Source organism: Bacillus sp. C28GYM-DRY-1, assembly GCF_030519405.1.
GTDB lineage: Bacteria > Bacillota > Bacilli > Bacillales > Bacillaceae > Bacillus > Bacillus spizizenii_A.
The window spans coordinates 67,703-83,941 of record NZ_JAUMKF010000015.1; the positions used below are offsets into that span (position 1 = coordinate 67,703).

Sequence of the window (16,239 nt, forward strand, 5' to 3'; positions counted from 1 at the left end):
CTTTAAGATACAGGAGCGGATCAAATACGTCTATCCCAATGGCGGTGAGCGGCGACCGCCTCAGTAAACGCCTTGCTGAAGTCGGTATAGTCCGCTTCATCTTTCGCAGTCACGATACCCGGACTCTCTTTTGTCCCGACAGCTGTCTGAAGAAGGTCAATTCCTTCATTTGCCGCGCCGATCGCCTTATAGTGGCTATAGGCTTCTCTGATAAACGCCATCGCTTGTTTGTTGTCTTTTAACTCTGGCCCTCCTGCGGCATAGACTGCATCATACAGAACAGAATCAGCCGTCAGGAACGTGGCGCTGGCCTCGAGCTGCTGTCCTGTGCCGCTTGTGATGTACCCCAGCGTTTGGCTGATGATATCCGCTGTGATCCCTTCATGCTTTAAGGCGTCCAGCACAGTTTGCAGCTCTTCTTTATGAAATCCGTTTCCGGCGAGAACGGCGACTTTTCTCGTTGACGCCGTTTTCACCGTGCGGGCCTGGCTTAACGCGGGTGAGGTAAGAATTTCGTTTGATGCTTCTCGTTTCGCCGGCGGCGCCACACCAACTCCTTTGGCGATTTCTTCCGCTAAGCCTGTATCGACATTGCTGAAGACGTCTACAACCTGCCGCTGCACGCCCTTGCTTTTGACTTTCCCGACCTCGAAGCAGAATGCAGAGATGATATGCTGTTTTTCGACAGGAGACATGCTGTTCCAGAACAGCTTTGCCTGTGAATAATAATCATTGAAACTGTCACTCCGCTGGCGGATTTTTTTGCCCTCGACTTTTTCCTGATAGTGGACGTACCCGCCTTCTTCAGCTGTCGCAGGCGACGGGTCATTATTTTGCAGAGAGTTTTTATGATAAGCGACCGGCCCCTTATTGATCGTCATCCGGTGATAGCCGTCGTATTGGTTATTATGGAACGGGCATACCGGCCGGTTAATCGGTATCTCATGAAAGTTCGGGCCGCCAAGACGGATGAGCTGTGTGTCTGTATACGAGAAAAGCCGTCCCTGCAATAGCGGGTCATTGGTAAAGTCGATGCCCGGCACGACATTTCCCGGGTGGAATGCGACTTGTTCCGTTTCCGCAAATACATTGTCCTGGTTGCGGTTCAGCGTCATTTTCCCAATAATCTTCACCGGCACGAGCTCTTCCGGCCACAGTTTAGTCGGATCAAGAATATCAAAATCAAATTTGAATTCATCTTCTTCATCAATCATCTGCACACCGAGCTCATATTCAACCGAGCCCCCGTTTTCAATTGTTTCCCACAGGTCGCGGCGGTGGTAATCGGGATCTTTCCCGGCAATTTTCCGCGCTTCATCCCATACGAGAGAATGCACGCCAAGCATAGGCTTCCAGTGGAATTTCACGAAACGCGCCTTTCCTTGTTCATTCACAAAACGAAACGTGTGAACACCGAAGCCCTCCATCATTCTGTAGCTGCGAGGGATACCCCTGTCAGACATCGTCCACATCACCATATGCGCTGACTCAGGGTTATTGGCAACGAAATCCCAAAACGTATCGTGAGCGGTCGCGGCCTGAGGCATTTCATTGTGAGGTTCAGGCTTAAACGCGTGAACCAGATCCGGAAATTTGATCGCGTCCTGAATGAAAAATACTGGGATGTTATTTCCCACAAGGTCATAGTTTCCTTCTTCCGTATAAAATTTCGTCGCAAACCCTCTGGCATCCCGCACCGTGTCTGCGGAGCCTTTGGAGCCCGCCACCGTTGAAAACCGGACAAAGACCGGTGTCTTCACCGAAGGGTCCTGAAGAAATTTCGCCCGGGTGAATTCTGTCATCGGTTCATAAACCTGAAAAAAGCCATGCACACCATATCCGCGCGCATGCACAACACGCTCCGGAATCCTCTCATGGTCAAAGTGCGTCATTTTTTCCCGGAAGTGAAAATCCTCCATCAGCGTCGGGCCGCGACCCCCGGCTTTTAACGAGTGCTCATCCTCTGACACCCGCACGCCTTGGTTTGTCGTCATTTTCTTCCCGCTGTTATCGGCCCTATACTGTTCGAGCTGTTCGTCCTTTGAGTGTTCATTGACTCGTTTGTTATGATCATCACTCATGTCTGCTCCTCCTTTTCAAACGAAACATTCTACAGCACATTTACCCGTGGCATTCTTCATATAAACTGCTAATCCGCTCAATAGGATTTTAGGTCTACATATCAGGATGAGGTCATACATATTTGAAATAAGCCTCCTTCCGAAAATATGGAAGCGCTTACCAATACTGTGCTGTTGAATGGGGAGGTCATATCGTGCTTGCCATACTCGGTTTTGTGATGATGATTGTCTTCATGTACCTTATTATGTCTAACCGGCTTTCTGCTCTTATTGCCTTAATTGTCGTTCCTGTTGTGTTTGCCCTGATCAGCGGATTTGGCAAAGACCTCGGCGAGATGATGATTCAAGGCGTTACAGATCTCGCTCCTACCGGTATCATGCTGTTATTCGCCATCCTTTATTTCGGCATTATGATTGACTCAGGTTTGTTTGATCCTCTTATCGCAAAAATGTTATCAATTGTTAAAGGAGATCCGTTAAAAATCGCCGTCGGCACAGCGATTCTGACGATGACCATTTCGCTGGACGGAGACGGGACAACAACCTATATGCTTACCATTGCGGCGATGCTGCCACTGTACAAACGGCTCGGTATGAATCGTTTGGTGTTAGCGGGAATTGCGATGCTCGGTTCTGGAGTCATGAATATTATTCCGTGGGGCGGACCGACGGCGAGAGTTTTGGCTTCCTTAAAATTGGACACGTCGGAGGTCTTCACGCCGCTGATTCCCGCTATGATCGCCGGCATTCTCTGGGTGATCGCCGTTGCTTATATCCTTGGAAAAAAAGAGCGGAAGCGTCTCGGCGTCATTTCGATTGAACACACGCCGTCCTCTGATCCGGAAGCAGCACCGCTCAAGCGCCCTGCCCTCCAATGGTTTAATCTGCTGCTGACTGTCGCTCTGATGGCCGCTCTGATCACCAGCCTGCTTCCGATCCCTGTTCTTTTTATGATCGCGTTCGCCATCGCCTTGATGGTCAACTATCCAAATGTCAAAGAGCAGCAGAAACGGATCTCGGCGCATGCGGGAAATGCGTTAAACGTTGTTTCCATGGTGTTTGCGGCAGGTATTTTCACAGGCGTTCTCTCCGGCACTAAAATGGTGGATGCAATGGCGCATTCTCTCGTTTCACTCATCCCTGATGCCATGGGCCCGCACCTGCCGTTGATCACTGCTATCGTCAGCATGCCATTCACCTTTTTCATGTCAAACGACGCCTTTTACTTCGGTGTCCTACCCATCATCGCAGAAGCTGCATCCGCTTATGGAATAGATGCCGCTGAAATCGGAAGGGCCTCCCTGCTGGGACAGCCGGTGCATCTTCTAAGTCCGCTTGTGCCTTCCACCTATCTATTGGTCGGAATGGCAGGCGTCAGCTTTGGCAATCATCAAAAATTCACCATCAAATGGGCCGTGGGGACAACAATTGTAATGACGATTGCGGCACTTTTGGTTGGGATTATCTCGCTTTAATGAGAAAAGGATTTCCGCTTATCGGAAATCCTTTTGTTCTGTATAATCGGAATACCCACGATCATACTATGGAAAAACCCACATAAAAAGGTGATTGCATGTATTTTGCTTGGGAAGCACTCATATTAATAATATCCGGCATTATATTGCTTAGAATATCTGGAAGAAAGTCAATCTCTCAAATGACGTTAGCACAAACTGTGGTTATGATTTCGATTGGAACGATTATTGTCCAGCCGATTATAGAGACAAGTTTATGGAAAACCCTTGTGGCAGCCAGTATTTTTACTATTGCTCTCATACTCATGGAATGGTTCCAGATCAAAGCCAATTGGGTGGAAAAGTTCATAACCGGCAAAGCGAAATTAGTCATTGAAGATGGCAAACTCAATATAGAAAATATGAAAAAATTGAGGCTGACAGTGGACCAGCTTGAAATGCGAATGAGGCTTCACGGAATCTCCAGCATAAAGGATGTGAAGAATGCAACGATTGAAGCAAACGGCCAATTAGGATATGAATGGCATGAGGACAAGAAGCCGCTAACCATGGGTGATTTTAAGAAATTGATGAATATTCCTGCTGCAAATACAATGAATCAGTCTGAACCAGATAAACAAGATAACATTTTTGAAGAGTTAAAAACCACTAGTCATTCTTCTGGCAAATTAAAATAAGGCTATTTCATTGTAATGAAATAGCCCAAGTGAATTCTTATTGAATATACGAAATGACTGGCAAGCTTTCAACGCCTGATGCGTAATAGTAATTTAAAACACTGAAAAAGTCGATTGCTTTGCCGGTTTTTACATCAACGATTAAAATATGATCACCATAGTTTTGATCATCTGCATCAAGTCTTCTAGGTGTTTTTTTGCCTAATGTATCAAGAAAAGAGTCATCGTAACCTACCCCTGATTGATACGCTGATACATGATGCATAAACAGCGTCCCTGTATCTAAGTAAACCATCACTGCCGCATTTGAGCTCGCATAACTTGAACGATAAATAACAGGATCAGAAACGTTTTTCACCCTTACATCGGAAATAGAATGGGTGCGCTGATTATACCCGCCGCCATACGAAAAATAATATTTCCTTTCCCAGCTTAATGAAGAAGTTTTTGTGCCGGTATTGTACAACAATGTTCCGTTTGCATAGACAGAACCGTCTGCGTACTCAGCGACAAAGGCTTGCAGATTAGAGGTGATTGACTTCACACTTGTGTAATTTGAAGGGTTTTTGGCATTTAACTGAATGTTGTATGAATCTCCCAGCGTTCCTTCAGAATAAACCCGAATCATATAATCGCCGGCCGGAAGCTCTTTTAAAAGAACTAAGTTCCCCGCATCCATTGCAATATTTGTCGGCTGTGCTTCACCCGTATCCCAATTGACAACATACAATTTTACATAATACTGACTGTTAGCAGACAAAATCCGTGTAATCAACGTTCGATCTGATGAAGTGCTAAAAAAATACATATCGTCCGGGTTATTTTCGTTAAGTACAGATGTAGTATCGAATACTTGGTCTTCAGAGTTGTACATGGAAGTTGTTTTAAAAACATTCTCATTGGCAGGCTTCTTTACCTTAATGGCTTCTGCATTGTGATCCGTTTTAAAGCTTCCTGCTTCTGCTTGCTTTAAAGAAACATCCTTCATTTCCTTATGGTTTTTCAATGTTTCCTGCTGTTTCATGATTGCTTTCTCTTTTGGCACGTTTTGCGCTGCAGCAGCATTTGAATTTAGACAAAAACTAAAGGCCACAATCAAGACAGCACACAATAGGGGCAATGAACATATTTTTTTGTTCTTCATATACAAACTCCTTCCAGATTTTATACTGTACATATCGGCAGGAAACTTTAACTATTTACATTTATTACTCCATGTTCATCATTTGTATATTTTTAACTACCCTTCAACGCTTCACCATTTGAAGCAATCAGCTCTTTATACCAATAAAAGCTTTTCTTGCGAATACGGCGCAGATCCTTCAGATCAAATTCATCACGGTTGACGTAAATGAAGCCGTAGCGTTTCGAGCAGCCTTGGTGGGTAGAAATCAAGTCAATGGCTGACCATGGGGAATAGCCGAACACATCGACGCCGTCTGTGATAGCCCACTGAATTTGTTCGATGTGCTGTTTTACATAATCAATCCGGTAATCGTCATTAACCGTATCGTTTTCTTCTAGTTGATCGAAAGCGCCGAGCCCGTTTTCTGTGATGATCAATGGCAGCTGGTAACGGTCATAGATTTCTCTTAGCGTGGAGCGGAAACCGACCGGATCAATCTCCCAGCCAAAGTCATTTTTCTTCAAATAAGGATTGCTGCTGCCGCGGTAAACGCCGTCCTCCCCCGTTTTCAAATGCTGGTCTCCTCCGCGCGCCACTTCATCCGATCCGTCGCCTCTGCTTGCTTCTGCTGTTTGAGAGGTGTAGTAGTTAAAGGCGATAAAATCAGGCTTCGCAGATTTCAGAATCTCCATGTCACCATCTTCAATAACTGGTGTATAGCCTTTTTCTTTCATATAAGCCCACGCCGTCGTATTGTAGCGCCCCTGAACAGCCATGTCTAAATAGAGCCAGTTCCGGATCGCATTATAGTTGAAAGCCGCCATAATATCCTCCGGTTTAGAAGACGCCGGGTAGATGAGCGCAATATTCGGAGCAGGGCCGATTTTTGCGCCGGGCAGCATGTCATGGCAAAGGTTCATGGCTTTTGCCTGCGCCACCAGCATGTGATGGTTTTGCTGATACAGCTCTTTTTTCGGATTTTTAAGATTCGGGTCCAGTGTCCCTAAAGCGCTGCCGTGAAGAATCATCATGTTTTGTTCGTTGATGGTCAGCCAGTACTTCACACGGTCACCGAAGTGCTCAAACAGCACCTTAGCATACCGTTCAAACGCGTCAATTGTGGCTCTTTGTGACCAGCCGCCTTTTTGCTGCAGGGCATTCGGCAAATCAAAATGATACATCGTAACAATCGGCTCAATCTTATATTTGAGCAACTCATCAATCAAGTTGCTGTAAAACTCAATTCCCTTTTCATTGATGTCTCCGTCGCCATCAGGAATAATCCGCGTCCATGCGATGGAAAACCGGTACGCTTTAAAACCCATTTCAGCAAACAAGGCAACGTCTTCTTTATAGCGATGGTAATGGTCGCTGGCGACTTTAAAATCAGTCGTTCCCTCAGGATAGCTGTCGCGTGCGTCAATCACTGACGGGCCTTTGCCGTCTTCGTTCCACGCACCTTCCACTTGATAGGCAGAAGTAGATGCGCCCCACAAAAAATTCTCCGGAAATGCTGCAAGTGTTTTATAGTTCATCGTCTGTTCCTCCAATGGTTTTAGATTAAAGAAAAGATTCTTTCTTCTATTTTGACTTGCTTTTGATCTGTTTGAATAACGTCAGTATACTGACCTGCATTTGTGATGACGATCGGCGTGTTCATATCAAATCCGGCCTTTAGTAAATCATCCAGGTCAAATTCAGCAAGCAAATCACCTTTTTTGACGGCTTGTCCTTGCACGACTTTAGGATAAAAGTGTTTTCCTTCCAGCTTCACCGTATCAAAGCCAAGGTGAATGAGGATTTCCGTTTCCTGATCGGTGACCATGCCGAATGCATGGCCCGTCGGAAAAACGGTTGATATCACGCCATCCGCTGGCGCGACGAGTCTGCCTTTCTCCGGCAAAATCGCTATACCCTTTCCGATTGTCTCCGATGCAAACACTTTATCCTTCACTTCTGTTAATGGCATCACTTTTCCTTCTAACGGACTGCTGATCTCTTCACGGCGGGCTGCTGGTGCAGGTGGCTCTGTTTTGATTTCTGTTTGTTCGGCGGGATCTTCAAACCCGACAATATACGTTAGGATGATTGATAGAATAAAAGATACCAAAATTCCCAAGATAAAACCGGCAAAGCCCTGTCCGTAGAAAATTGGAATCGTCAACAGACCCGGTGCGCCAGAAGCGATGGCGACGCTGTGAGCCTGCCCGATAATTGCCCCGCCAATGGCCGCACTAATGACACCGCATACAAAAGGTTTTTTCAGTCTGAGCGTGACGCCGTAAACGGCTGGTTCTGTAATCCCAAAAATCCCTGTGACAGCGGCGGAACCGGCAAGCGCCTTTAATTTTTTGTTTTTCGTTTTCAGCATGACACCCACAGCAGCTCCCGTTTGTGCAAACACGGCTGCCGCTGTAGCCGGCTTGATCGAATCCTGCCCATTGACCGCAATGTTATTTAAAATGACCGGCACAATCCCCCAGTGGATGCCGAAGATAACAAGAATCTGCCAAAGTGCAGCGATCACTGCGCCCGCCAGCATTGGATTAAAGCTGAAGATGGCCAGAATCGCAGATGCGATGGCATTTCCCGCGTTTACTCCAATCGGGCCGAATACAATTAATGTGAGCGGCACAATGGTTACCAGACAAATCAGCGGGGTGATGAAGGTCTTCACACTGTCATGAATCACCCGGTTCAAATACTTCTCAACATAACTCATCACAAAAATCGCCAGAATGATCGGAATCACAGTTGACGTATAGTTCATTAACACGACTGGAATGCCGAAAAAGTCCGTTTCAGCATTGCCGTTCTTCAGCTCAATGATCGTTGGATAAATAAGCGCTCCGGCAACTGTGACAGAAACAAAGAGATTCGCGCCAAACTTTCGGGCAGCGGTGACGGCCAACAAGAGCGGAAGAAAGTAAAACAGGCTGTCCGCAGCGGCATACAGGATGGTATACGTCGTTTCCTCTGTTTTGAGCCAGCCGGCATTTGTGCATATCATCAGCAGGCCCTTTAAAATCCCCGCTCCCGCCATCACGCCAAGCAAAGGAGTAAAAATGCTCGATACGATATCGACAAGCCGTCCGAACAGATTCCCTTTTTGGGCAGAATGTTCAGCCTGGTCATCATTCAGCAAATTAGACATTCTTCCAATCTCTTGATACACCTCTGAAACGTGATTGCCGATCACGACTTGAAACTGCCCGCCGCTTTCCACTACAGTTACGACATCATCCAAAGCATCGATTTTATCTTTATCCGCTTTCGACCGATCGTTCAGCGTAAAACGCAGGCGTGTCGCACAATGTACAAGAGACCGCACATTTTCTTCTCCGCCGACCAGCCGTAAGATGTCTTTTGCTGCTGCTTGACCTCCCATTTTCCTCTCATCCCTTCTGCTAAAAAATAAAAAACCTAAACTACCCCTATCGCAATAGGAACAAGTAGTTTAGGTTTTGCCTGCCTGACCAGTAACAATCCTATGAAATGCCCTGTTTCGTTTTTTTCTGTAAAACGCCCTCATCACCATCCCTCTGAAAAAATAAAAACCTAAATTACCATCAGCACAGACAGAGATCATCCGCACTCATTGTAATTTAGGTTTTGCCTGCTTATCAGTAACAATCCTAACATCATCATATATGAATGTAAGAAAAAATTAACACAAGGGAATGAAAATGTCAACGCTTTCATTATGTTTGTTTGACGACCCTTTCTATATGAATCGTTACATACAGCAGTTCGTCACTAGTGAGCTTGTGTTCATACTCCTGCTCAATATAGGTTTGGATTTTCTTCGTGCATTCATACGCACGATGATACTTTTCTTTCACCGTCTCCAGCAAAAAATCGTCCTGGCTTTCCATGTGTGTGCCGTTAAATAGACGCTGCGCAAAAAACTTTAAGTGAGTGACAAACCGATAATAGTGAAGCGATTCCTCATTGAATTCAATCTTAAAATGGTATTTTACGATACTCAAAATCTCTTGCATGACTTTTGTAATGTTGATGATATTAGGCATCTCTTCATTCAGCTCAGCATTTACGATATGCAGGGCAATAAAGCCAGCTTCATCCTCCGGCAGAGACACGCCAGTCTTGTTTTTCACCATCTCCAGCGCTTCTTTGCCGATCGCAAATTCGTCCTTGTACAGCCGCTTTGTTTCCCACAGCAAGGCGTTTTTGATATCAAGCCCCTTCTGATTGCGCTGGATGGCAAAATTAATATGATCGGTCAGCGACACATAGATGCTGTCGTTGAGCTTTTTGCCGAGCTGCAATTTCGCATAGCTGATAATCTCTTCGGATACTTCCATATACTCGATCGGTATATCATACAAAAGGGTTTTAAATTTTTCTGATACATCCTTGTTATCGAGGGTGAATACCTTCTCAATACGGGCTTCATCGACATCATCACCGGACTTTTTCTGGAATGCGAGCCCCCTGCCCATGATAACCAATTCTTTTCCCTGTTCATTGACCACGCTGATCACGTTATTGTTGATCACCTTCGCAATTTTCATGACATGTCCCTCCAATCAACTAAGAACAGACTACACCTTGATTGTACATTCTTTTTGTACTAGGTCAATATCATCAGGGAAAGACGGGAACAGATTAATACAATTCACTCAGCATCGGCTTCCCGGGCTGTTTTCGAAGCATTGTCTCAAGATGGCGTTCAAATGATGCCTTGTCAGCCCCCTGCTTCTTGACAATGCTGTTCATGATTCTAACGCTTTCAGCGCTGTATCGCGTATATTGTTTTTTCAGCTGATCCAGCTGCCGTCTTGTCTTCTTCGCGTTTTTCGGTGTCACTTGGCTGATGAGTTTGATCATGCTTTCTGTGACCTCGAAAAACGCGGCTCTATTTTCTTTCAGCTGTTGCATTTCGTTGCGGCTCTTTTCATGATTGCGGGTTTTTTGGAGCAAAGCAACTGCCTCGCTGTTTTGCTTTTTGAGCTGTTTATTTTCAAATTGAATCGATTCAAGGTTCTCCTTCGCAATGTCCGCTTCTTCTTCAGTCATGCTGCTCCGAACGAAGTATTCAGGATTGCCGATTCCATAATCAAATGCTTCGCTTACACGTATGATGGAACTGAATACAATGGCCAGCTGCATATCGCTTGGGAGGGTCTGGAAGTCTTGCTTATTTTCATTGCTCATTGGTTTGGTTGTGGTTTGTTTTACTGTGGCTTGATCACGGTCTGCAAACGTCTGAGCCTCATCTTTACTTTCGCATGCGCTCATCACAAGAACTGTGACCAGCAGGCTTATACACAAGCCTAATCGCCTCATGCTCCGTCTCCTCTCTGCTGCTCCTATTCTGGAAATTACAAAAAATATAGATAAATGGTACCAGGTACACCTATGGTCAGCAATAAACCAAACGTATGATTTGAAGCACAAAAACATAAATATTTTGTAAAAATTGACGTTCATTCCATTCTTTTCAGGCCTATTTCTCGTACAATAGAAGTATCGTTACCGGAGGAGGGCGCTGATGATGAAACGTTTTACGAAACAAGAAAACAGCTGGATGTTATATGACTGGGCAAATTCAGCTTACTCGATTGTCGTAACCACCGCGGTGTTTCCGTTATTTTATAAATCAGCGGTTGCAGAAAGCGGTATCGGCGCCGCTCAATCGACTGCCTATTTAGGATACACCATTGCAATTTCAACGTTTATTCTTGCCATGCTCGGGCCGATTTTAGGCACGATCGCCGACTATGAAGGGTGCAAAAAAAAGTTCTTCGGTTTCTTTGTGTCAGTGGGTGTCGCCAGCACCGCGATACTTGCCTTTATTCCGAGTGAACATTGGCTGCTTTTATTGCTGTTTTATACGATATCGGCAATCGGTTTTTCCGGCGCCAACGTGTTTTATGATGCCTTTCTCGTTGACGTCACGTCGGAAAAACGGATGAATATCGTCTCTGCGCGGGGTTTTGGCTTGGGTTACATAGGAAGCACGATTCCATTTATCATCAGTATTGCTGTTATTCTGCTTGCACAAGCAGAAACGATTCCGATGTCTGTATCGGCCGCAAGCCAGCTATCCTTTTTCATAACGGCTGCCTGGTGGGGGCTGTTTACCATTCCGATGCTGAAACATGTCCACCAGCGCTATACCATCAAAAGAGAACCTCATATCGTCCTTAACAGCTTTAAGCGGCTCGGCCAAACGATGAAGCGGATTAGGCAATACCGTGCGCTGTTCCTCTTTTTGCTTGCTTATTTCTTTTATATCGACGGAGTCGGCACGATTATTACGATGTCGACCTCCTACGGGTCTGATTTAGGGATCAGCCCCACAAGCCTCCTGATCATCCTGTTTGTCACCCAAGTCGTCGCTGCGCCTTTTTCTATTGTATACGGAAGGCTTGCGGAACGCTTTACGGGAAAAACAATGCTGTACGTTGGGATCGTCATTTATATGATTGTCTGTGTGTACGCTTATTTTATGGAGACAACGCTTGATTTCTGGATACTGGCTATGCTTGTCGCTACCTCGCAGGGCGGCATTCAAGCCCTGAGCCGTTCTTATTTCGCCAAGTTGGTGCCAAAGCGCCACGCCAATGAATTCTTCGGTTTCTATAACATTTTCGGTAAATTCGCTTCGATTATGGGACCGCTGCTCATTGCCGTTACCGCTCAGCTTACCGGGAGATCCTCAACGGCGATATTCAGCCTGATTGTTCTATTTGTAATCGGCATTGTGATTCTTGCATTTGTTCCTGAGGAAACCCGTGCCGATGTCAGTAAACACCAAAATGACCTGCCCCTTTAACTGGAGCAGGTCATCATACATCATTTATTCGCTTTATTCACCTTGAGCTTCTTCCCTTTGACAGTTGTATCCTTCATCACTTTAAGAACATGAGGGCCTTTTCCGTTTAAAATTTCCACGTAAGAGGCGTTATCCATGATCGTGATAATGCCGATGTCATCAGCTGACACACCATCAATTTTGGCAATCGTTCCTACAAAATCAACGGCTCTGATTTTCTTTTTCTTTCCGCCGTTAAAATACAGCTTCATAATCTCTTTATTGAGCTCTTCGCTTTTGTCCTTTTTGAATGCCGGACGGTCATTCAATTTAGATAGAAAATCAGGCTTCTTCTTGGCCACTTCTTCTTGAGAAGGGGCTTCTATTTTTTGAATCTCAAACCCGATATATTCCTCAATGTCGGCTAGAAACCGTTTTTCGAAGGCCGTGACAAATGAAATGGCCTTTCCTTTTTTCCCTGCGCGCCCGGTCCGGCCCGTGCGGTGGACGTAGCTTTCCTTTTCAAGCGGCAGATCATAGTTGATGACAAGGGAGATATTTTCAATATCAATCCCGCGCGCGGCGACATCTGTCGCGATTAGGTACCGGTACTCGCCCCGTTTAAATTCATTCATGACGTCGAACCGGTCTTCCTGAATCATTCCGCCGTGAATTTTATCGCACGGATATCCTAAGTCATCCAATTCATCGGTCAGCTGATTGACATGTTCTTTCGTCCGGCAGAAAATGATGGAGCTGTCAGGATTCTCCGTCATCAGCACATCCTTCAGCAAAGAAAACTTATTCTCTTCTCTTACTGGTATCACCGCATGTTCAATATTCCTTGTCGTTAGCCCGGCCGCTTTGATTTCGATATGCTCCGGGTTTTGCATATATTGACGGCTCAATTTCTCAATATCCTCCGGCAGCGTTGCCGAAAACAGCATTGTCGTGCGCTCAGTCGGCAGATGCTTGATGATCGCCTCTACTTGTTCGATGAAGCCCATATTCAGCATCTCATCGGCTTCATCAATGACCAAATAGGAGAGACGGTCTAACGGCAGCGTGCCCTTTTCGATATGATCCAGTACACGTCCCGGTGTGCCGACAACGATGTGGCTTTTTTGCTTTAGTTCAGCTTTTTGTTTGTCAAAGGATGACTTTCCAAACACGGCGGTCGCTTTAATCCGTTTAAAGCGTCCGATGTTTGTGATATCCTCTTGCACTTGCACCGCAAGCTCACGGGTTGGTGTTAAAATCAACGCCTGTGGCTTGTTTTCATCCCAATCCGCCAGCTCACAGAGAGGAATTCCGAACGAAGCCGTTTTTCCGCTTCCCGTCTGTGATTTGACGACAAGATCCTTTCGTTCAAGGGCAACGGGGATCACGCTTTGCTGCACCTTGGTCGGTTCTGTATATCCCAGTCCTTCTAATGCTCGTAAAATGTCATGACTGATTTGATAGTTTTTAAAATGACTCATGTATAAACTCCTGTCTCTTGCAGATGTTTTCATTATACTCTAATTGGCGAAGCCATATGTGTTTTGTTGAAATATGACGTATTAAAAGCCATCGATTCCCTGGCGTTGTAACTCCTGAACAGCCAATCGCGCCAGTGCGTCGGCTCCCGCGCGGTTTGGATGCAGCGTATCTCCGTCCATGTATAGCGCCAGAGTTTTTTCCGGGCCGATTGATGTAAAGTAAGCCGAGCTGAGGACATTCAAATCAATGAGGTGCGTTTTTTCCTCTTCGGCTAAGGCCAAAATAGAAGCCCTGTACCATCGGTTGACAGACGAATGGATGCCTTCAGGCGTAAAATCTGTCGCCCGTCCCTGTGGTGTGGAAAGGATGACTTCCGCCCCCTTTGCTTTCACCTGGCGGATCATATCACGCATCAACTCCTTAAATTCCGCTTCAGATTCATTATGCTTCGGATTTGTGTCATTAATGCCAAGCTGCAACACAAAATAATCCCCCGGCTTGATATACTTCAAGATTGCCTCAAGCTGTCCGTCATTTCGAAACCCTCTCGCGATCTGCCCGCCTGACGCCATGTTTCTCACTTGAAAGGTATGCTTGTCGACATAGTGAGGCAGCATCTGCCCCCAGCCCGCCTGCTTGCTGCTGTTGAGCGGATAATAATTGCACACCGTCGAATCGCCGCCGATGTAAATGGTTCGATTCGTCACCGGCTGATCAGACAATTTCTTGATGTTCAAGGCGCTCAGCGAAAAAGCGGTGCCTGCTTTCCCCTCTGTCACCAGCAGATTCAGCTGCCCGTCAGTGACAGGGATTTGGAACGTATCCTCCGCGCCGTCCCCCGTCATATTAATGACCTGAAACACACCCTCCGCCGCCACACTGGCCCTTGCTGTATTGCCAAGCGTCACCTTCACCTCATAAAGTCCGTTCGGAAGATCCACGTTAAACGTATTGTCGCTTTTCGTCCCATACGCCAAAAACTGAACCGCATCGCTCTTCACACCAGTCCCGGATGCCGCCACATCCTTCATATTCTCCGGTGTTTGAAAACCATAGCCCTTTGACCGCTCATACCGATCAGACGCCCTGACACCAATGTAACCAGGCTCCACCGAACCGCTTCCAAAATCAAACTGATACACCTTCGGCTCCGCCGCCTTCACACTCTTAATCCCTCCGAAACACAATATCAACAACATCACAAAAACCGCAGCCATCCATTTTTTCATCAAGACTCCCCCTCTATGAAAACATATACATTAATGCATACTCGGTGATTGTTTCTTTATGATGACTGAATGCAGAAAAAAATAGCGTTGACATACAAAAAGGAAGATTTTAATATATCAATAAGTGATATATCATTTATTGATATAAGAAATGAGGTGACACCTTGCCAAAGCAACGTCCACAGGAAATGGATCAGCTTACCGATCCAGCCTATTATATTGTCTTAACATTGCTGGAGCCAAAGCATGGATATTCGATCATGCAGGAGATTGAGGAAATGACTGAAGACTCCTTTACGATCGGCCCAGCTACTTTATATACATTGTTAAAGAAATTACTGCAGGGAGAGATCATTGAGCTTGTCAACAATGACAACCCGCGCCGCAAAGTGTACCAGACCACCCTGCACGGCCAAGAATTACTCAAAAAAGAAATTCAGCGCAGAAAAGTGATGGCTGAACACGGCGAACGCGCTTTTCAACAATTGAAAGGGGACTAGTCATGAAACAGAAAAAATATATGATGTCCGAAGGATTGGCGTTTTCAGAAGAAAAAGATATGAAGAAACTCAGTGATATGGCCAGCAAGGGCTGGGTGCTCGATTCTTTTGCGTTTATGGGATATAAGCTTAGAAAAGCTGAGCCGCGGAAATTGATCTACAGTATTGATTATCATGATGTTGGGGAAGAAAGCTTGGCGGAATACACTGAGATGTTTGAAACGGCCGGATGGGAACGTGTTTGCTCTTTCCATGGAATGCATATCTTTTCGGCTGAGCCCGGGACTTCGCCGATATACAGTGATCAATCCACCATGAAAGAGAAATATAAAAGAAGCGAAAAAGACGTGCGAAACGTCACCTGCACCTTAAGTTTCCTGTCTCTTTTGTCAATCACACTCCATTATGTAACCGGATTATCAAATTGGGTGCCTTTGTTTTTTCTGATTGTGACTATCCCGTTTCTCGTGACATATGCGGCAACAAAAGCAAGAACGCTTGGAAAGTGGGGAAAATCAGTGTGACTTCTTGTCACATTTGATCACATCCCATCCTCCGCAATAGAAACTCATTTGGTTTTCTTGATCATACACATAATAACGAAGCCCTTCCCACTGATCATCAGTCGTAAAATATCCAATTCAACCCCATCGATGGATTCAAGATCATCCAGCTTTGATGCACTGATGTTTTCAGCGTCATTACATTATTTTCCTGGATTATTTATGTTATTTTAAGAATCAAAAAAGGCCGCTTAGGCCTTCAGCTTGTAGAGAAAACGATGTTTTTCTACAAGCTTTTTTTGTTTTACGCTGTTTTTTTGGATATTCAGCTGATTTCAAAAACAGAAAAAGAGCTCCCGCATACCTAGCTCCGTTTGGCTAGGTA

Annotated in this window: 13 protein-coding genes; 5 read left to right on the forward strand and 8 right to left on the reverse strand. The window is 45.5% G+C overall.

Annotated features, from left to right (window positions below; genetic code table 11):
- Positions 1–20 precede the first annotated feature (20 nt).
- A complete protein-coding gene (locus Q3W56_RS14745) occupies positions 21–2,081 on the reverse strand; it encodes a catalase (protein ID WP_302896010.1) in 2,061 nt (686 codons plus the stop codon).
- A gap of 194 nt (positions 2,082–2,275) precedes the next feature.
- On the opposite strand from Q3W56_RS14745, the gene citH reads away from it, so the two are divergent.
- Entirely contained in the window at positions 2,276–3,556 is a 1,281-nt protein-coding gene (gene citH / locus Q3W56_RS14750; protein ID WP_302896011.1) for a citrate transporter CitH, read from the forward strand.
- A 98-nt stretch (positions 3,557–3,654) separates the two neighbouring features.
- Positions 3,655–4,233 carry a DUF421 domain-containing protein gene (locus Q3W56_RS14755; protein ID WP_302896012.1) on the forward strand — a complete coding sequence of 193 codons (579 nt, stop codon included), beginning with the start codon at positions 3,655–3,657 and terminating at the stop codon, positions 4,231–4,233.
- 37 nt (positions 4,234–4,270) lie between these two features.
- On the opposite strand, the gene Q3W56_RS14760 is transcribed toward Q3W56_RS14755, so the two are convergent.
- The 5 genes from Q3W56_RS14760 to Q3W56_RS14780 all read right to left on the reverse strand — a co-directional run bounded on the left by Q3W56_RS14760 (position 4,271) and on the right by Q3W56_RS14780 (position 10,669).
- The gene (locus Q3W56_RS14760) at positions 4,271–5,377 is read right to left on the reverse strand and encodes a hypothetical protein (protein WP_302896013.1); all 1,107 of its coding nucleotides are present in this window, start codon (positions 5,375–5,377) and stop codon (positions 4,271–4,273) included.
- Positions 5,378–5,469: 92 nt separating this feature from the next.
- Positions 5,470–6,894 carry a glycoside hydrolase family 1 protein gene (locus tag Q3W56_RS14765; RefSeq protein WP_302896014.1) on the reverse strand — a complete coding sequence of 475 codons (1,425 nt, stop codon included), beginning with the start codon at positions 6,892–6,894 and terminating at the stop codon, positions 5,470–5,472.
- A 20-nt stretch (positions 6,895–6,914) separates the two neighbouring features.
- Entirely contained in the window at positions 6,915–8,747 is a 1,833-nt protein-coding gene (locus tag Q3W56_RS14770; RefSeq protein WP_302896015.1) for a beta-glucoside-specific PTS transporter subunit IIABC, read from the reverse strand.
- Between the two features lie 313 nt (positions 8,748–9,060).
- Positions 9,061–9,894: a transcriptional antiterminator LicT gene (gene licT, locus Q3W56_RS14775; protein ID WP_268400379.1), complete on the reverse strand. Its 834-nt coding sequence runs from the start codon at positions 9,892–9,894 to the stop codon at positions 9,061–9,063.
- 94 nt (positions 9,895–9,988) lie between these two features.
- Entirely contained in the window at positions 9,989–10,669 is a 681-nt protein-coding gene (locus tag Q3W56_RS14780; RefSeq protein ID WP_302896016.1) for a hypothetical protein, read from the reverse strand.
- 205 nt (positions 10,670–10,874) lie between these two features.
- Between Q3W56_RS14780 and Q3W56_RS14785 the strand changes: the two genes are divergently transcribed.
- Entirely contained in the window at positions 10,875–12,161 is a 1,287-nt protein-coding gene (locus Q3W56_RS14785; RefSeq protein ID WP_019716238.1) for an MFS transporter, read from the forward strand.
- A 20-nt stretch (positions 12,162–12,181) separates the two neighbouring features.
- Here Q3W56_RS14785 and dbpA read toward each other — a convergent pair whose 3' ends face one another.
- Together dbpA and Q3W56_RS14795 are read right to left on the reverse strand one after the other, a co-directional pair.
- A complete protein-coding gene (dbpA, locus tag Q3W56_RS14790; protein WP_302896017.1) occupies positions 12,182–13,621 on the reverse strand; it encodes an ATP-dependent RNA helicase DbpA in 1,440 nt (479 codons plus the stop codon).
- 81 nt (positions 13,622–13,702) lie between these two features.
- A complete protein-coding gene (locus Q3W56_RS14795; protein ID WP_302896018.1) occupies positions 13,703–14,851 on the reverse strand; it encodes a rhamnogalacturonan acetylesterase in 1,149 nt (382 codons plus the stop codon).
- A 164-nt stretch (positions 14,852–15,015) separates the two neighbouring features.
- On the opposite strand from Q3W56_RS14795, the gene Q3W56_RS14800 reads away from it, so the two are divergent.
- Positions 15,016–15,351, forward strand: a complete 336-nt coding sequence (locus tag Q3W56_RS14800) for a helix-turn-helix transcriptional regulator (RefSeq protein WP_302896019.1) — start codon at positions 15,016–15,018, stop codon at positions 15,349–15,351.
- Between the two features lie 2 nt (positions 15,352–15,353).
- Positions 15,354–15,875, forward strand: coding sequence for a DUF2812 domain-containing protein (locus Q3W56_RS14805; RefSeq protein ID WP_302896020.1), 522 nt, complete (start codon positions 15,354–15,356; stop codon positions 15,873–15,875).
- The last annotated feature ends 364 nt before the right edge of the window (positions 15,876–16,239 follow it).